This is a genomic window from Rhodopirellula sp. UBA1907 (assembly GCF_002337565.1).
Taxonomy (GTDB): domain Bacteria; phylum Planctomycetota; class Planctomycetia; order Pirellulales; family Pirellulaceae; genus Rhodopirellula; species Rhodopirellula europaea.
In genome coordinates, this window is sequence record NZ_DDGH01000015.1 from 1 (window position 1) to 19292 (window position 19292).

Here is a 19292-nt window from a genome sequence, read left to right on the forward strand (position 1 = left end):
TCGGGGTTCTCGGATAGGTTCTTTGCCAAATCCTATTGACGGTGACTCGAGCTGTCAGCGGGTTTTCACGAGAGACCATCCAGCGTGCCAGTTCCAAACGATCCTGCGGTTGGCGTGCATCCGAGGAAGGCAGCAGGGCTGAGGGAACGCCTCGCGGCAGCGGTTCGTCTTTCACCGGTTGATCGTATTGGCCTCGGTCCAAAAGGTAGGCCGGTTGCGGATCCGACTCGCGTTCTTTCATCACCATCACCGGAACACGGGGACCCGTTTTCTGCATCAACGCGTCATCGGCGGCGGAGAATTGTTGCTGGGCGGCCTTCAGTGGTGGGTCAATATTGCGGTAGTGGGCCAGCAATTGTTTGCGATCCGCGTTCGTCCGATCCTCGGCGGGCTTCAGCAGGATGTCCTTCAGCTTTTGATTCAGTCCAGTCACCCGCTTGGGCAAATCCGTTGCCGATGTGGAACGTTCGATTTGGAGTTTGCCGATGACGTGATTCGCGAATGAACTGTCGAATCGAAGCCTGAGCTTGGTGGGTTGCTCGGCGTCGGCTGGGATCGATTCTCGCAACAGGAACGTGATGTCAACGGGTTGCTCTTCGACGTCTGGTCCAAAGACAGCCCAACCTGATTTGGGATCCTCATCGATTGTGTTCGACGCGGGGTAGTTGTCTTGTGCAAAGGAAGCTGAGACAGATTGCACCGCTTGGAGTTGGTCGCCGACGTGAATCTTAAAATCGGTCAACACGAAGTTGCCGTTCACGCTCGGTGCCAACTTGCGAGGTGCACCAAAACGCTTGTCCGGCAAAGCGGTCACCTTGAACATACTCGTGCCGGAAAGGTCGCCTGGGATCACGAATTCATAGGCAACGTTCTTGGAGTTTTTTCCTTCGGTGGGTTGAAAGACAACCGTGTGTTCGGATTCCTTTTGCAGTTTCCCTTCACCGGTCAGTTGCATCTCATCGAGAGTGACTTTCTGCCATTTCATGTCGAGGGATGTTTGCAGCAGTCGTTGGGTTTCGGCCGCCCATTGGTCCATCCGTTGATGAATCCCGGACTCGGCATCCTGGATGGCTTGCTCGGCCCGCTGCACCGCCGCGAGTTCTTGTGGGGGTGCTGTTGCCAGCGGCGAAGCGAATTTCATCGTGGGGTTAGCGATCACGCCTTTGCCGATTCCACGCTCGCCGATGTTATTGAAGTAACCGTAGAACTGGTAGAACTCGCGTTGCGAGACGGGATCGTATTTGTGGTCGTGGCAACGCGTGCATCCAAGCGTCAAACCAAGCCAAACGGTTCCGGTTGTTTCCACGCGATCGATCACGTTCTCGACCAAGAACTCTTCTGCCAACGCACCGCCTTCGCTGTTTTGACGGTGGTTTCGATTGAACGCGGTGGCGAGTCGTTGCTCGTCCGTTGCGTTGGGAAGCATGTCACCGGCAAGCTGTTCGACCGTGAACTGGTCGAACGGCAAGTTGTTGTGGAACGCTTGGATCACCCAGTCACGCCAGGGCCAATTGCTGCGTTCGGGGTCGTTTTGATAGCCGTCGGTGTCGGCATAGCGAGCGGCGTCCATCCACAGCAATGCTTGACGCTCGGCATAGTCCCAAGTCGACATCAATTCATTGACTGCCTCTTCGAAGGCTTGTTCACTTGGATCGGCCAAGTATCTGTCTTGCAGTTCAGGATTGGGGAGCTGCCCCGTCAAAGTCAATGAAACGCGTCGGAGGCGGGTGGCGGGGTCCGCGTCGGGTGAGGGTGTGAGTTCATTGGAGAGCAGCTTCTTCGCAATAAAGGCATCGATGGGGTTCTTCGTCCAGCGATCGATGACGTCTTTGGGCCATCCCGATTCGGTCACGGCCGCCGTGGGAACCTTCGGCCGGGTTGGTGGTTCGAACGCCCAGTGTCCTTCGTAGGGGGCGCCTTGAGCGACCCATTGTTCGAGGATTCGTTTTTCTTCTTCGCTGAGTGACCGGTTGCTGTCCGGTGGCGGCATCATGTCTGACTCGTCCTCGCTGCGAATGCGGGCGATCAGTTCGCTGGCCTCCAGATCGCCGGGCACGACGCCGGCGTAGCCTCCCAGGTCGGCGACCAAGTTTTCTTGGCTATCGAGCCGGAACTCGGAATCTTGATTGTCCGCGTCGGGGCCATGACAGTGAAAACAACGATCGGAAAGGATCGGTCTGACTTGACTGCTGAAGTCCACCGTCTCGATCTCATTGGCCTTCGCCTGCAACGCGCCTGGCAGAACGTCGCAAGACGCCAGAGCAGCGATCGCAATGCCGGCCAGATAGAATGATCGAAAGGCATCGAAACGGAAATTCAGCATAAAAAACCTCGCAACAAGACGCGTGCACGCCAGGAAAACACCGATTGTGATCGGTGGTTGTCCTGCATACTCCCGCTGACGCAGGAACCTGCCTGCCTTTTCTTCGTTTTTTTCCGATTTCGACCGGCAAGTTCGTTCGGCAGCGGGAGTTTGCTAGTGGCGCGACAACATCAGGCGGCCCGCGGGTAGGCTCGATCGATCTCCAATCTTCCCTTCAGTTGAACCCAATCGATGATGGACGAAGGTCGCTTCTTATCACTGTTCCTCAAGCACGAGCGAGAACTCGCCAGCATCGCTCGCGCGTTTCTGCCGGATTGGAACGCCGTCGACGATGTGCTGCAGGAAGCCAGTTTGGTGATGTGGAGAAAGATTCATCAACTGGAATCGGACGACGAGTTTCTGCCTTGGTCCAAAGTCATCTTGCGTTTCGAGATTTTGAAAGCGAGGCGTCGGCATGCTCGCCAGAATTGGGTGCTCAGCGAAGAGTTGATCTCCAAATTGATGGATGAATCCGCAGAGGACGAAGCGGAGATGCGGCAGGCACAGCAATCCGCGATCCAGCATTGTCTGCAGTCGTTCAGCGAAGACCATCAAAAGCTGTTGCTGGCTCCTCACACCTCGCGAGGTGGCGTGTTGGCTTTGGCGGAAGCGGGCGGGCATTCCGCGAATAGTTTGTACAAGCGGATCGGACGTCTCCGCGTGAAGTTGCACGACTGTGTGGTGCAGCAACTTTCCTCGGCCGATTTCGATCTCCCTCTCTGAACTCTCTTCTCATGAACGAACAACAGATCCATGACTTGATCGAGAAGTACTTTCTCGGGGAGTTGAACGAAAACGAGCAAGCCGAACTTCGGTTGGCATTGGAAGCAGAACGAAGCTACCGAGACCGGTTTCGCCGCGCCACGGCGATTGATGCGCAGTTGCGACACTACTGGAACGAAGACATCGGCGAGGACGAAAATTCGCGGCCGTTCCTGCCGAGCGAAGCGAGTTCTCGCCTGTCGACCTCCAGCGAATGTGAGAGGCTCGAACCGCGGTTGCTTGTCACTGCATCTCGTCAACCAATCGATGCACGATGGCTGACGATCGCTGCTGCGGCCAGTTTGATTGCTGTGGTTGGCGTGTTGTCCTCTGGCGTTTGGAAGGCGTCGTCCGAGCCCACCGTGGCTCAATCTCAGCCGGAGTCGACGACGGCACCGCAGTCCGTTGACGACGAGCCATTCACGCAGAACTCGTCCGAAGTGGCTTGGTTGGTGACGGGTTACAACCACCGGTTCAACGAAGGTTTGTCGCCTCAGAACAACTCCTTTGAAAAGGGTGATTACGAACTCACCGAAGGTTCCATCACGCTTCGTTTTGACAGCGGAGTGGATGTGTCGATCGAGGCACCAGCACGGTTCACCCTCGTCAATTCACTACGGATGAGGATGGACGCGGGGCGAGCACGCGCGATCGTTCCCGAGACCGGCCACGGTTTTGTGATTCAAACACCGACGGCGGATGTCGAAGACCTGGGCACCGAATTCGGTGTCTATGTCAGCGAAGAACAAGACGTGGAGTTGCACGTTTTTGCCGGCGAGGTCAACGTGCACACTGCCAACCTGCCTTCGCGGCGGATCCAGGAGGACACCGCTGTGCACTTGACCTCGGTGGGCACCAAGCATCTTTCGTCGACGGATGATGTCGCGTTCACAACTCGCAGCAAAATCGGATACCAGCGTTGGCTCGCCGACAGCACGGCGCGGCGCGAAGATCCTTCGACGTTGTTGTACTTTGATTTTGAGCCGGACGCGGACGCTCCCACGTTGCTTCGCGATCGGAGTCAATCCGGGTTGGACATTGATGGGCAAATCCAAGGTTGCATCTGGGCGACAGGCCGCTGGCCGAACAAAGGAGCCTTGTTGCTGGAACGTGCTGGTGATCGTGTGGAATTGGATGTCTCAGGGACCTTTGATGCACTCACGATCTCGGGATGGATTCAGGTCAATCGTTTTGATAAAGCGTTGCAGGCGTTTTTCAACACGCGAGACTGGCAATCCGGTGAGCATCATTGGAACATCCAAAGGAACGGTGGGATGAGCGTTGGTGTGTCACATGCCTACACGATTCACTCGGCGCAAAAGAAAGTTCCCTTGGGAAGATGGACGCATCTGGTGGCATCGATTGACGCTCAAAAGCGAGAGGCCACCTACTACATCGATGGTGAACTCGCTCAGCAAAGGCAATGGGAAAACACAACGTCGCTTACCTTTGGCCCGTGCACCATCGGTGCCTTCGGAACAACGGTCGCGGATCCCGCTGCTGCGCATTCAGATGAACAGGCAAGTGCAGGCGAGTCATCCCTTCGCGTCGAATCGGTTCGCTACAACCGAGAACTGCGAGGCCGGATCGATGAACTGGCTATTTTTGCTGGAGCTTTTTCCGCCGAGCAAGTCAAAGAGCTTTATGAGGCCGGCAACGGGTTTGATTGACCTGGCTCGACCATCCGTGACGCGGTCGTTGCCAAAACGACTTGGGAAGCGAGTAGACTTTCGGTTTTGAATCGAAGTCCCACCTCGTATCCCCACAGGAAATGACCATGAATCGATCGCTCTCTGGTCGAAGCAATCTGTTCTCTGTTTTGGCTTGCCTTCCTTTGCTTTGGATGGCTGGAATCATCTCGGCAACTTCGGTTGCATCCGGCGATGGTCCTGATCTACCGGTCGTGGATTTGTCGCAGCAAACAGAACGCCAGGTCGTCATCGCTGCGGGAACAGAAGAAGTCTATCAAGGCCACCCGACGACGTTGCGGTTGCCGGAGAGCGACACGATCTATTGTGTTTGGTGTGTCAATCACGGTGGCTCCGCCGGCCCGATGGCCAAGAGCGAGGATGGTGGACTGACGTGGTCGCGACTGGATGATCAGTTGCCGCCTAATTTCTCCAAGCATCAGAATTGTCCGAGTATCTATCGGATTGCGGATCCCGAGGGGAAGCCACGATTGTGGGTGTTCTCGGCGGCGCTCAACCAGCGTGGTGGTCCGGGGATGCCGAGCATCATGAGCGAAGATGATGGGAAGACTTGGACGGAGATGCCGCCACTTGGTTTTCCATGTGTGATGACGTTCAGTAGCGTGGTCACACTGAAAGATGGCCGAACGTTGGGGCTGTATCACAAAGGACCGGACGGCAAAGACCGAGCGCCGTTGACGGTGTTGCAAACCATCACGGCGGACGGCGGGTTCACGTGGTCTGAGCCGCGAGTTGTCGCGGAGGTGGAAGGGAAGAATCCCTGCGAGCCGTTTGTGTTTCGTTCACCTGAGGGGGAAGAGTTGTGTTGCCTGATGCGAGAGAACACGCACCGCGGTCATAGTTTGATGATGTTTTCCCGCGACGAGGGAAAGACCTGGAGCACGCCCGTTGATACGCCATGGGGATTGTCGGGCGATCGGCACATCGGCGTGGCGTTGCCGGACGGTCGCTGGGTGTTTGCGTTTCGCGATCAGGCTCCTGGCAGCCCGACGCGTGGGCACTTCGTGGCTTGGGTGGGAACCTATGAGGACATTCGCAAGAACCGGCCGGGGCAATATCGGATCAAGCTCTTGCACAGTCACGCGAAGAACGTTCGCGATTGTGGTTATCCTGGCGTCGAGTTGTTGCCCGATGGAACGATCGTGGCGACCACCTACATCAAGTATCGCCCCGGCCCAGAAAAACACTCGGTCGTGACCACTCGCTTCCGCATTGAAGAGACCGATGCACTGCTCCGCGAAACACGCTGAATGAGGGACAAGTTGCAGTAGGCAAGCGAGAACTTTGACACGTCGTATCACTCGTCCTCTCTCCCTTGCCTGCTGCCGAAGAATGGTCCCTATTGGATCCGCTGTGCGTACTCCTTCGACTTGCTTTAGGCAGCGAGGATGTGATTCGGATTGAGCTTTGGGATGGGAACGCTGACATAACCAAGGAGCATCAAGGCTTCGGGAATCGTCACCGCGTGCGCATCGCTCGTTATGTCCCAGACGCAATGAATCACAGGGAAGTCGGGGTAGCGCGGGTTTAGCGGTCACGCATGAGGTCGCTCAGCAGGAGGTGCCGCAGCAATGATTGGAATCGATAGTCATCCCTCTTCGATTTCGCTGCGAGCTGATCCACAAGATCGAGATCGCGCCGGTTCAGCCTTCGCCCCTTGGCGTATTCAGCCAGCTTGATGATTAGGCTCTTTGCGAACTGATCTTCTTGGGACCGGAGGATTTGACGTAGCTCTGTCACGTCCTTGAACCTAGTACCAAACATCTCGCCGGATGGATCGATCTTGGGACCGGTCTCGTAAGTCGTTCGGTATCTGCCGATGACATCGAAGCTTTCCAGAGCAAGGCCGAGCGGGTCCATCTGCTTGTGGCATTCAAAGCAGGCTGGGTCTTTCCGGTGACGAACGAGTTGGTCGCGTGGTGTGTCCACTCCGTTCAGATCGGGAACCAGAGCCGGAACCTCTTCCGGTGGAGGAGGCGGTGGCGTCCCCAGAAGCTCGTCGAGGATCCAGTGACCACGGGTCACGGGCAAAGTTTCGACACCGTTGGAAGTCAGAGCGAGGATGCTGCCCTGTCCCAGCAAACCGCCGCGTATGGATCCCTTGGGGAGTGAGACTCGCCGGAATCCAGTTGATATTAGAAGTTGCTCGTACGATGGCCTTCCAAGTCCGTCGGGGCTTGGTTTGAAGTCTCTGTTTCGACGGCCTTGGAAGGCCATCTTACGGGGGAACGGTAGGTTGTAGACGTTTGCTAGAGTTTCATTGATGATCGCATAGTCGGAATCGAGGAAGTCGCCGACAGGCTGGTTTTCATACAGGACATGCCGGAAGAAGTGCAGCGTCTCGTTGCGAAAGGCAGCTTCGTATTTGCCTCGGTGGTAAGCCGAGTAGCGTCGGTCTTTGATGTCCGGCGGCATGGTTCCGAGCGAATCAAGCGAGAGCCATTGGGTGGCGAATCCGCGGACGAATTCATCCGTTCTCGGATCGCGGAGCATTCGTTCGACCTGCCCCGCGTAGACGTCCGCGTCGAGAATCGTGCCCGACCTCGCAAGCTGGAACAATTCCTCGTCGGGCATGGTGCTCCAAAGGAAATAAGACAGACGGCTGGCCAGCTCGTACGGCGGAAGCGGGCCGATCTCTTCTTTGATGTAGAGGAAATCGTGCGAGGCCATGATCGCGGCAAACGTCTTGATGAATGCCTCCTGCCAACGTGAACGCTGGCCTTCCAAGGCCGAAGAGTTCCTGCGGCTTGTTCGCGACGGCCTCGGAAGGTCATCATACTTTTCGTTGAGAAACTTGACGTAGTCCCGCACATCCTGTTCGTTCGCCGGACGACGGAACGCACGCGTCAAGAATCTATCGATCAGCGCAGCGCGGACTTTGGCGTTTTCGAAGTCGGGCATCTCGTCTGATTGGAAGACGGTCTGGTAAGTTGCAGGCGGCCACTCCGGATCCAACGGACCTTCGACCGTGAGCCGGGTCACTTCCACGCCCGGACCTTTGTAGTTCTGTGGGCTCACCTCTTTGGGGTCGACTTTCCGTTGCCGGATTGCCTGGCGGACGCTGGACGCGGGCTTGCCGGCACCATTCAAAAACCCAACCCACGGGTAGGCTCCTTTCTCTAGCCACATGACAACGCTGTATTCCTTAAACTTGTCATCTTGCAGATCGAAAGACTTTACCAGCTTGGAAGCGGACGTTTGGCCCTCGCTGTCCAACCGCGTGCCGATTCCCATCCGGATTGGACCGCTTGCAGGCGGGAATTTCATCCTGCCATAGTTGTTGCGATCCACTCCAGCAGCCGTGACCGTGACGCGGTAGTTGCCCGCAATCGCGACCTCGCGTGGACCTTTGCTTGTGGAGTACTGCCCGGAGCCTCGCAGGACAGTCGCGTTCTTTTTGTTCGTGGTAAAACGTCGATCGCCGCTCTGCAGACTCCCTGCGTTGTACTCGACGACCGTGGTCGCGGGCGGCGTGAGGTCCTCAAGGTAAAGAGCCATGCGCAGACTGTGTTCGGCTGATTCGAGGTACTCCAAAAGCAGTTCGTTGGAGATGACCAGTTCGTCCGCGTTGGTGTCAAAGCCACCCTCGATCTCGTCTTTGAAGACTCGGGCTGCCGGATCATAGATGCCGGGTTTCAGGCCAAGCAGGTCACGGACGGTGTTGCGAAATTCGCGGCGGTTCAGACGTCGAAACCCTGTCGAGATGGAAAAGGATTCGTCGCGTGAGATCTGCAGAACAAGTTTCGCGATGTCGCTGCGTTCCTTCGCCGTCGGTTGACGTGCGTCCTCAGGCGGCATGCTGGCGTCATGGATTTGGTCGTGGACATCGTTCCAAAGAGCGCCATCGATTTGGGCAAAGTCATCCAGACGCACTTCGCCCTTCTGCTTGGTCTCGCCGTGACAACCAACGCAGTAGCGATTGAGGAACGGTTGGATGGGTGCGTACTGCTCGCTAGCGTGGATTGGTGCTGAGGACACCAAGATGACCAACAGTACGATCGCCTTCCAAGACCGTCGAATCCGGGACCACAAGCAAAACTCCGACGGCGTTGGAAGGCCATCGTACGAATCGGATTTACTCATCTTTGAATCCCCATCCCATTTCGTCCCATTCCGAGTGAATCCAGCGAACCCATTGTTCGCGAGGGTGCCCTTCATCCAACCAGGCTTCCGAGCGCGGTTGCGGATGAGAACGTTCCAAGATTTCGCGCCAGCGTTTCAGGTCTCTCACATGTTCCTGTGGAATCGAATCGGCAAGCCGGAAAGTAACTGCGTAAGTCGCACCGTCTTGCCGCCAATGCGGCAAATGGCGGTGGTACATAAGGACAGACAGATCCGGATGAAGACGGCGGAATCCAGGAGACGCTGGCGGGTTGAAGTGGTCCGTCATCGATGTGTCACATGTACGATGGCCTTCCAAGGCCGTCGAGGGAAAGTGGGGCGACGGCCTCGGAAGGCCATCGTACGTTAGGCGAGAACGTGGTTTAGGTTTCCGGTTGCACCATTGAAAGATTCGATCTCGATACCGAAGTGCTGAAGCATGGTAGTAAAAAGATTGTTCAGTGGAGTTTGTTTGCCGTTGTGCCGCTGCTCGGCGTCGAAGTGACCCTGATGCTTCAGCCCACCGCCAGCCAGGATGATTGGCAGATTGCGGTTGGAGTGTCGGGATGCGTCGCTGATACCGCTGCCGAAGAACACCATCGTGTCATCCAGGAGAGATCCGCCGTTCGTGTTGATTCCCTTCAGTCTTCCGATGAACCTTGATAGCTGCTCCATGTAAAACGTTTCGATGATCTGAAGCTCGCGGAGATGACTCTCTCGGTTTCCATGGTGTGAAAGCGTGTGATAGCCCTTCGTCACGCCATCGATTTCAATCAGACGGTTGTGCATCGAGAAGTTCGCGGTGATGACGCGACTGGAATCAGACTGCAGGGCGAGCGTCAACAAATCGAACATGACCGGACTGAGGAATCCGTAGTCCAAGTCACCGTGTCCTCGCGCCGCGGGATCGTATTCCTTCTTCGAGACTTCCGGCTTTTGGATGTTCTGCCAACGACGCTTTCCCTGAAGGCGTTCTTCTGCTTCCCGGATCGCGGTCAGGTACTCATCCAACTTCGCCCGGTCGGTTTGACTGACGCTGCGTTCCAAACGGCGGGCCCGAGTGCGGACGAGATCAAGGACGCTGCCTTGTTCTTCCAGTTCCAATGCGCGAGCCTTCCGGGCGGCCGCTGAATCAGCCACGAAAAGTTTCTTGAACAGAGCCTCCGGCGACGTTTCCTGACGCAGCAGGATTCCGGACGAGCTATACGAAGCACTCTCGGCACCACCGAGCGAAATGTGCAGCGAAGGAAACCGCGTGGTGTAGCCAACGTGATTCGCAGCCACCTGGTCGATCGAAATGTTTTGGCCAGGACGGGCGTTCTTGTTCAGCACGCCATTCAGCAGAGATCTGATGCCCGCGTGTTTGGTGAAGACATTCGGGTGATCCATGTGTGAGAACAACGTGAACTCATTCCGGTGTTTCATCATGGCTGGCAAGACCGGGGACGGAGCGAAATCAGCACCGAACTCGTCAGGAAAGAACGTGCGAGGATTCATCCCCAGTCCCGTGCTGACAAAGACCATCCTCTTTGCTGGTTCGTCCCGTTTCGGTGCGGCAACCGCATTGGTCGCATTGAGAGACTCAAGCAATGGCAGGGCGATCGAGACCCCGGCCGCCTTCAGGATGCGGCGGCGGGAGGGAGTGCGATGGCCTGCCAAGGCCGTCGCCTCATTTCGAAGATGTTTTCTCGACGGCCTTGGAAGGCCATCGTACGATCCGGCCAATCGGTGACTCATTGATTTTGATTGCTTCATGTCGGCTCAAGAGCGTGAAGTGTGAGTCAGATTCTTGATCGCGTCCCATTGAGCACGCGGGCCTACAAGGCTTTTCGATCAATCCGCGAAAGGATTTGGCTGGAAGGCCATTGTACCGCCTGCGACTTCGTCCATCACTTCTAAAACGGTTTGTCAAAAGAAACGCTATCTGCGGAAGTCAGAACTCTGTCGGTATTGGACGAGACTATCCTTACCCCAATGTCGGGCATCACGCCCGACTTGGAGCAGGAGCCGTATGAGGGAAAACTTCACGTACGAATCTGAGCGAGAGCTTCCGGCGTCGGCAGCCCCTACCGCGATTCCGATACGGAATTTGATGGATTGAACGCGTCTTATCTCTCGTCCTCGGCCAGTTGACGGCTGCCGGCGAATGGTCCCCATTGGATACGTTTTTCGTGCTCCTTTGACTTGCCGTAGGCAGCGGCGTCGTAGTTCGGATTTGGCTTTGGGAGACGCGCGCCGACTTGGTCGAAGTAGTTCATCATGTCGTCGTAGAGCCGCTGGTGTTCTTCCGGGTGAGCGGATGCGATGTTGTGAACTTCGCCTAGGTCGGACGTCAGGTCAAAAAGCATGGGAAGGTCGGGACGCTCGTAGAAATGCAGTAGCTTATGCATGCCGGAGACGACGGCGGAATGCGGCATGCTCGAACGATAGTGCGGGTAGTGGAAATAGAGATTCCGATTGAGGAACGCGTTGGTTGGCTGCTCGCCGGCCATGTAGGAAGCGAGACTGACCCCGTCAATGTTGTTCAGTGTGTTCGGATCGCCGCCAGCCCAGTCAAGAAATGTTGGCAGGAAGTCGTAGTTGACGACATTGCCATTGAAGACAGAACCTGACTTGATGCCGGGACCTCGAACGATCATTGGAACGCGAATACCACCCTGCCAGACCCACCACTTGGCTGCATGGTGTGGCTGCGCGAGACCCTCGGTCAGCTGAAGCTCTTTGTGCCGGTACCCGTTGTCCGACACCAGCACAACATACGTGTTGTCTTCGATTCCCAGCTCGCTGATTCGGTCGAGCACGGCTCCGATGCGTCCGTCGAGATCGTCGCCCATCCCAAGCCAGATCGCCGGATCTTCCTTGCGTTTGACAGTCTCGGCCGTCTTCCCGATTTTCCGGTAGTACGCCTGAACGAGTGGATTTCGGACGTACTTCTCACGCGTCGCCGGCAGGCACTCGCGGCCTTCGTGCATCGCGTAGTGTGAGATCTGCAAATAGAAAGGCTGGTCGGCCGTGGCCTGCTCGGTCATGAAGTCGATCGCCTTTTCAGTGACGCTGAACATCAGCTTGGGATCGGTCAGGTCGTCGGGCAGTCGCTGGTTTGCGCCAGCCGGCAACGTGTTTCCAGGTTTGTTGCTGGTGTCGCCATCATGCACCACATATCCTTCATCCCCGGGATCGCCTCGCATGTGCCATTTGCCGATGTGAGCGCTGACATAACCGAGCGGCTCTAAAGCTTCAGGGATCGTCACCGCGTCCGCGTCGATCGTCATGTCCGACACGCAGGGAATCACCGGAAAGTCGGGATAGCCCTTTTCGTCGAAGTAGGCCTGTCCGCGATCGTTCATGAACACAGTGAAGCCATTGCGTGGCGAGGACTGGCCGGTTTGAACACAAACTCGCGATGGAGAACACTGCGGCGAAGCATACGCGCTGGTGAACTTCATTCCCTCGCGAGCCAATCGTTCGATATTCGGCATCTGCAGGATCGGCATGTGCGAATTCGGCATCGAGTCATCCATCGCAACCGGCGACCCGTTCCACGCCCAGTCATCGATGAACAACAGCACGACGTTGGGCTTCGTAACGTCGTTCGCTATCGCAACGCCGCCAGACAGCATTGATGCCATCAACAGTAAGACGATCCCGTTTCTCATCTGTTGGGTCTCCTCGTGGTTTCTGGTTTGATTTCTCGCGTGGCAAGGCTACTGATCCAACCGTCGATCTCCTTCTTCAAGCGAGCGACTTTTTCCGGATGGTTTGCGGCGACGTCGTTCTTCTCGTGGGGATCCGATTTGATGTGATAGAGCCTCGCGGGAGCCTGATCCCAGACGTGAAGAGCTTTGTACTTGGTCGTGTCTTTGCCTTGCTGACGGACGATCAGTTTCCATTCGTCTTCCACGCACCAGAGATACTGTAATGTGCCGTCGGGATTCCCAGGCGTCATATTGTGGGTTGCGTGAGTGACGCCGAAGACTCGTTCGCGCTGCCCTCGAGCCTCTGCGTCGAGAAGATCAAGGCCCGGAAGGTCGGCCGGAGCATTGATACCGGTGGCGGCGGCGATTGTCGGAAAAAAATCGATCGAGTGAGCGAAGTCCTCGGCCAGGCCTGGCTTCACGTGTCCCGGCCATGAGACCATGATCGGTGTGCGGATACCATTTTCATACGGTGAACTCTTCGACCGCTGGGCGTAGGCTTTCCACAGTTTCTGATGGGGATCGTCCGCGTTGGTACTCGGCGCGGCCCAGCCATTGTCGCAAACGTAGAACACCAGCGTGTTCTCGGTGACGCCTTTCTGGTCAAGGTAGTTCAACAACTCTCCACAGGTTTCATCGAACCATTCGCACATTGCGTAGTAGCGGGCGACGTCTTTGGCCCGCCCTTCAACGGCGTACTTTTCAAGCAGTCGCTTCGGTGGGTTGTGGGGAGTGTGTGGCAGAAATGGTGCGTACCAAACAAAGAACGGCTTGTCTTCCTCAACGGCCAGATCGATGAAGTCCGTCACGGGCTGCATGCCTTCGCGTCCAATGGTCAGGCCGACATCGCCGTGTCGACCGCCTCGCTTCGGGTCGCCATGAGTCATCCCGTGAGTGAATCCTCCGTCCTGCGCCGAGCCTTCCCACCACTTGCCGGACTGATGAGTCAGATAGCCACTGGAGGTAAGCATTCGGATCACGCTGGCATGCTTGTGAAACGCCTCACGCAGCGGAACGTCCAGAGCCGCGCGATTGTTGTAACCATCGACATCATTCCCGGTGATTCCGTGCTGCGAGGGAAAAAGTCCTGTGACCAGCGTCGCCAGCGACGGCCGACACAGGGGAGCCGCCACATACCCGCGTTCAAAGACAATGCTCCGGCGAGCCAGTTGATCTAGGTGTGGCGTCTGTATGTGTGGATGCCCCATGAAGCCGTAGTCGGTCCATGCCTGATCATCGCTGAGGATCAGCACGACGTTTGGGCGCGAGTCATTTGCGCAGAGACTACCTGCAGTCGCGGCGAGTATCAGGAGCGATAGAAGATATTTCATATTCATGATGCTCACGTATTGTCGTTGCTGTAGGTTGAGATGAGAGTGCAGTTGTTATTTGACAGATTCGAATTTGCGAACGCGAATGGATCGAAAGGAAACGTGGCGTGGTTTCTCGGGTGACTTTTTGACGCCGTGTACCTGCAGTGCGATCACGCCGGAGGGATACTCTGCGTAGGCTTCGTTATCAGTGACATCCGCGACTTGCTTGCCATTGATCCAAGTTTGAATTCGTGGCCCAACGGCCAACACACGCAGCTTGTTCCACTTGTCATTGACCATCAGCTCGTTGCGGACCAGGTCTTCTTTGGGCGTGATCCAGGCACCATTGCCCTGGTTAAAGATGTGCCCGCTGCGGCCGGGAGATTTTCCGATATCGACCTGAGGTCCATGAATCGATTCTCTCGATTGACCTTTCGCGTTATTACGAGTCAACGCAGTCCGAATTTGGACGCCTGAATTCAGATCGGTGTCGTGAAGTTTGACTTCCATCTCGAGTTCAAAATCACCATATGTTTCTGCGGTGTGCAGGAAATGGGTCTGATCGGAACTTGTGCCGATGATCGCTCCATCGGCAATGGTAAACTGCGTGTTGTCGCGTGACGGTTTCCAGCCGCCGAGGCTTTTACCATCGAACAGGGGAACCCAATCATCGGCGAATGCGGTGCCACAGCACATCAAGACCGCGACTAACGCCATGGTTGAAGAATGCCGCTGCGCTGTCGTGCGATCAGAACGACAGAGTGAATCGAAAAGCATTTGAAGTCCTGGGGCTAAACAGTTGGAAGGGGGAACTCGGGACGTCGCGTTTTCGTCAACAATGCATTGGCGTCGTCATCGCCGATGATTTGTTCTTTGGTCGCGTCCCAGTTGATCGTGCGGCCTGTGGTGCGACAGATGTTGATTAAGTGCGCGACACTGGTAATCAGATGGCCGACTTCCACCGGCGCATTGGGCTGTTCGCGGGTTTCAATGCAATCCAGCCAGTTGGCGACATGCGATTCCGTTTGTGATCCGGTAAAAGGCTGAAGCAAGTCCTTCGGGTTGCAGGCGAAGCGTCCTCGATTGATTTCGATTTTTCCTTGCTCGCCAATAAAGATGCCGCCAAAGGCCGGTCCGTCGGTGCTTTCCAGTCGAATGACGGTGCCGTCCGGGTAATACAACCTCACACCACGGTCCCTGGCATTCTCCGCTTCTGTGGTGGGTTCAATCCGAGTGGGGGCGACATTCTCCCAACCCATCGCCAAATGAACCATGTCCAGCGCGTGCGACCCACGATCACAGATCGGACCTCCTGTGAATGCGTCGAAATTGCGCCACCGACGATGAAGCTGTTCGTGATAATCAACAAGCGGTGCCTGGTCACAAAATCGATTCCAGTCCATGCCGTCGGGAACGGGTTGGCTGTCGAGGCCGGTCGCAGGCCGAGAGCCTGAGTACTTCTTCACAAGGATCGTGGCGACTTTCCCAAGTCCACCGTCACGAATGAACTCGCACGCATATTGATTGATTGGCGTGCTGCGTTGCTGCGTGCCGACCTGCAAAATGCGTTTGTGCTTTCGCACCGCTTTGACCAGTGCCCGACCTTCCGGGATGCTGAAACTGAGCGGCTTTTCCGCGTAGACATCCAGGCCTTTGGCGCACGCGAGCATTGCCGCTCGCACGCGCACATGATCCGGCGTCGCGATCATGACCGCATCGAGATCTTCCTGCTCAAACATCTGCTCGTAGCGCTGATATCGCCGCCAGGAATCACCAGCCTTCGGATCGTTCTTATTATCAGCCTCCAGGACATCGATCTGCGGCAGATAACAATCGCAGACCGCGACCAGTTCGGCTCGATGGGATTCGCGACCCAGCGCCCGCGTCAGCCATTTGGCTCGCCCGCCCGCACCGATTAAGCCAACTCGCAACTTGCCGTTTGCGGAGGTCGACGGTGTGGCATGAACCGATGACGGCAACAGGCCGGACGCGGCAAACGCGGTGGTCGCGACGATGGATTTCAAAGCCGTGCGACGTGAAGGCTTGTTTTGAGGCAAGGTGTTCATGGTTCGTCCTGTTTGATCAACTTGTCTTTGTGATGCTAAGGGATTGGATTAGTTCTTCTTTTTCTCTTTTCGGGTTCCCCTGCGTTTCGTAGTCAACGCTGAGGGAAGCGGTTGAGCGGCGTCGTCGAAACTGGGGACCAGGGCGCGGAGTCTGTCGACGGTGGTGGCATATTTCGAGTTGTCGATCTGGTTGGTCCACTCATGAGGATCCTTGGTGGCGTCGTAGAATTCTTCTTCGTTCGCCCCGTAGCGGGTGTAGCGTCCGAGTTCATGGCGGATGCTGATATAGGCCAGATCCGTTTTGCTTTTATCACAAAGTCCGGTGATGGCGGTGCTTTCCCACGGAGCCTGCGGGTCCTTGAGCAGCGGAACTAACGAGCGTCCATCGATGTACGCGGGCGGCGTGAGGCCGCAGAGTTCCGCAAGAGTCGGATAGATGTCCATCAGGGAAACGAACCGTTCAGACACGCCGCCGGTTTGGCTGACTCCAGGCGCGCGAAACATCAATAACGTGTGCGTACCCGCTTCCCAGAGAGTCGTCTTTTGCCAGTGATGTTTTTCTCCAAGGTGAAATCCGTGATCGGTGAGGAAGACGACAATGGTGTTGTCGTTGTACGGACTTTTTTCGAGGGCATCGAGCACACGCCCGAACTGAGTGTCGACGTAGGTCGTTGTGGCCAGGTACGCCTGCACCGCCTCTTTATGCTGGCCAGACTCGATGACCTTGTCAGCGAAACTCCCGATCCCGTCACTCACCGCTTTGGCCAAGGGAGGAAGGTCGTCCAGGTCGTCGGCCTTCAGTTCGGGCAGGACGATCTGGTCCAGAGGGTACATGTCAAAATACTTCTTCGGCACATACCAGGGCATGTGCGGATTGAACGTGCCGTATGCCAGGAAGAATGGCTTGGCGTGTTGTTTCTCCAGCACGGCGATGGCCTTGTTGGCCCCGCCGGTGTCATTCATTTGATCTTCGGCGAGATGAATGATTCCCCAATCCTGTTCTCCGCCGCTGAGTCCAGCCAGTGGCGCACCGGGAGGAGTCGGATCGCGTTTGTGGCCAACTTTTTCATCCCAGTGTTTTTTCTGGTCCCAGCCGTGAGTGATTTTGCCGTACCCAAAAGTGCCGTAGCTGTTCTTCTTGAACAGTCCTGCCAGTGATAGCACTTCGTCCCGGTTCACGACCTCACTCTTGTTGATGGTCTGAGCGTTGTTGTAGATCCCCGATTTCCAAGGAGCTACGCCGGAAAAGAATGCGGTGCGAGACGGCGAACAAACCGGAGCTGCGGTATACGCTCGCGTGAAGTTGACTCCACTGGCAGCCAACTTTCGCAGATTGGGGGCAACGACTCGGCCCGCGTACCGATCGGCATCCTCGAGCAGCCAACTATTCAAATCATCCGCAACCAGAAACAGCACGTTCATCGGCTTGTCCGGTGACGCGCCGGCGCAGGCTGAACATGCGGAAAGAGATAGGATCGCGCCGATGAAGATCGATAATGCAAATCTGAAACGCATCGATTGTTTGCTCCTTTGGTTGACTCAATTGTCGCGCTTTCGCGCCGGAGCGTCGTTTCGCGTTTGTTTCAATGTCTTCGTGAAAAATGTGTCAGCGACTTCAATCGCCTCGTCGAACCACACTTGCGTGGTCAGGAACGCGTGGGGAGCGTCCTTGATGAGAGTTAGCCCCGACTGAATGTCCAGCGTTTGCAAACGTTCACGAAACTGATCGGCGTGAGTGCTGGGATCGTCATTTTCACCTGTGATGATCCAGCAGGGTGGATCGGTCTGATCGACGTGAACCAGCGGTGAGGCGATTCGATAGGCCTGAGGCTTTTCTGCTTGTGAACCGCCCAGGAATTGTTGCCAGATCTCCTTCTGACTCGAAATCTCACGATTGCGTTCGGACAGAAAATCAGTTTGTCCGCCCATCGAAATGGCCGCTTGAATGGCACTGCTCACTTCTGCGTTTCCACCTTTCCCTTCGAGTTCCTGCACACCCGCCGACATAGCCAGCAACGCTGCCAGATGACCGCCCGCGGAATGGCCAATCGCGCCGATCTTCTCTGGATCGATGCCAAAGTCGCTGGCGTTCGCTCGAAGGAATCTTACGGCGGCCTTGCAGTCATGAATGTGTGCCGGGAACGGAGCCTCGCCACTGAGGCGATAGTCAATCGAGGCTGTCACGAAACCCTTCGCGGCCAAAGCCTGTGTGACGTTGCGGAAGTGAGTTTTCTGACCTTTACTCCAGCCGCCACCGTGAATGCACACGAGGGCAGGCAACGATCGCCAATCGTCCCTTGGGCGGTAGATATCCAGTTCGAGTGTGCGGTCGCCGTAGCGTGCGAAGGTCACGTCCAGCTTGCTATGCAGCCGATCGATGATTTCCGCTGGAATCTCGGTTTTGCCGTCAGCTCGACGAGGCGTCACCTGTCCGGCCGCTCGGGCATCAAGCCGCATCTCTTCCTGAAACAGGATCGCCATTCCGCGCAACTTGCGAATCACATCGCCATTGCGAACAAGAGTCGATTCGCCCGGGTCTTTCGACAGGTCGTATAGTTGAAGGCTTGGATTCAAATAGAGCTTCCAGTTTTTCCAACGCACCGCCGCCAGCGCTCCCTGACTGCCGTGGTAGAAGAACGCGTCGTTGTACTCCCATCGCTCAATCAGCGGCTCCCATTCCCCAGGCGGATCCCAGCGACGACGCAAGGGCACTTTTGCATTCAGTGATTTGTCCAGCCCCGGGGCCGGAACAAACGCTGAGTCTCCTTTCAGTAATGGACTCATGTCGCGACCGTCGATGACGGGACCTTCTGGAATCTCGATTCCGGCCAGGGTCGCAAGGGAGGGATACCAGTCCATCGCACGGACCACCGCCGCAGATGACTTTCCCCTTTGCAACCCGAGCCCGGGCCCCCATGCGATTGCTGGAACGCGAATGCCGCCTTCGTACGTTGAAAGCTTGCGTCCACGAATCTTCTGCTCCGGCGAACGCCCGGGACCACGGCCATTATCCGAAGCGTAGATGACGATCGTGTTGTCACTTATGCCCAGACGCTCCAAGGAATCGAACAGGCGACCGACGTTGTGATCGAGTTCCTGAATTGCGTCGCCGTATTCTCCCCATCTCGAAGTTCCTTTGAAGCCTTCGCTCACGCCAAGCGGATTGTGCAACATGGTGTGTGGCAGATAGAGGAAAAACGGTTTCTCCACGTTCTTCTTCATAAAGGCGATGGCTTCGTCCGTGTAGAGCTTCGTCAATTCCGAAGGATCGGCGGGACGCTTAA

The 19292-nt window shown here is 56.4% G+C and carries 12 protein-coding genes; 3 read left to right on the forward strand and 9 right to left on the reverse strand.

Features of this window, described 5'->3' with window-relative positions; genetic code table 11:
• The coding region (locus tag B2R17_RS03925) for a DUF1549 domain-containing protein (RefSeq protein ID WP_286762937.1) at positions 1-2323 on the reverse strand (2323 nt) is incomplete at its 3' end.
• A gap of 231 nt (positions 2324-2554) precedes the next feature.
• Here B2R17_RS03925 and B2R17_RS03930 point away from each other — a divergent pair.
• The 3 genes from B2R17_RS03930 (at position 2555) to B2R17_RS03940 (ending at position 6083) form a co-directional block, all read left to right on the forward strand.
• Positions 2555-3085, forward strand: coding sequence for a sigma-70 family RNA polymerase sigma factor (locus B2R17_RS03930; protein ID WP_286762938.1), 531 nt, complete (start codon positions 2555-2557; stop codon positions 3083-3085).
• Between the two features lie 11 nt (positions 3086-3096).
• Positions 3097-4794, forward strand: a complete 1698-nt coding sequence (locus tag B2R17_RS03935; protein WP_286762939.1) for a LamG-like jellyroll fold domain-containing protein — start codon at positions 3097-3099, stop codon at positions 4792-4794.
• 107 nt (positions 4795-4901) lie between these two features.
• Positions 4902-6083 carry a sialidase family protein gene (locus B2R17_RS03940; RefSeq protein WP_286762940.1) on the forward strand — a complete coding sequence of 394 codons (1182 nt, stop codon included), beginning with the start codon at positions 4902-4904 and terminating at the stop codon, positions 6081-6083.
• 277 nt (positions 6084-6360) lie between these two features.
• Here B2R17_RS03940 and B2R17_RS03945 read toward each other — a convergent pair whose 3' ends face one another.
• The 8 genes from B2R17_RS03945 to B2R17_RS03980 all read right to left on the reverse strand — a co-directional run.
• Positions 6361-8916, reverse strand: a complete 2556-nt coding sequence (locus B2R17_RS03945) for a DUF1592 domain-containing protein (RefSeq protein ID WP_286762941.1) — start codon at positions 8914-8916, stop codon at positions 6361-6363.
• Between the two features lie 384 nt (positions 8917-9300).
• Complete coding sequence (locus B2R17_RS03950) at positions 9301-10593, reverse strand: DUF1552 domain-containing protein (protein WP_286762942.1); 1293 nt, start codon at positions 10591-10593, stop codon at positions 9301-9303.
• Between the two features lie 449 nt (positions 10594-11042).
• On the reverse strand, positions 11043-12554 hold the full coding sequence (locus B2R17_RS03955) for a sulfatase (protein WP_286762953.1): 1512 nt from the start codon (positions 12552-12554) through the stop codon (positions 11043-11045).
• A gap of 32 nt (positions 12555-12586) precedes the next feature.
• Positions 12587-13966: a sulfatase family protein gene (locus B2R17_RS03960; RefSeq protein WP_286762943.1), complete on the reverse strand. Its 1380-nt coding sequence runs from the start codon at positions 13964-13966 to the stop codon at positions 12587-12589.
• A gap of 48 nt (positions 13967-14014) precedes the next feature.
• Positions 14015-14659, reverse strand: a complete 645-nt coding sequence (locus B2R17_RS03965; RefSeq protein ID WP_286762944.1) for a 3-keto-disaccharide hydrolase — start codon at positions 14657-14659, stop codon at positions 14015-14017.
• 74 nt (positions 14660-14733) lie between these two features.
• Entirely contained in the window at positions 14734-16008 is a 1275-nt protein-coding gene (locus B2R17_RS03970; RefSeq protein WP_286762945.1) for a Gfo/Idh/MocA family protein, read from the reverse strand.
• 48 nt (positions 16009-16056) lie between these two features.
• Positions 16057-17523 (reverse strand): sulfatase, encoded by a 1467-nt coding sequence (locus tag B2R17_RS03975; protein ID WP_286762946.1) that lies wholly within the window; start codon positions 17521-17523, stop codon positions 16057-16059.
• Between the two features lie 24 nt (positions 17524-17547).
• Positions 17548-19292, reverse strand: a 1745-nt coding sequence (locus tag B2R17_RS03980; RefSeq protein ID WP_286762947.1) for an alpha/beta fold hydrolase, incomplete at its 5' end; no start/stop codon positions are given.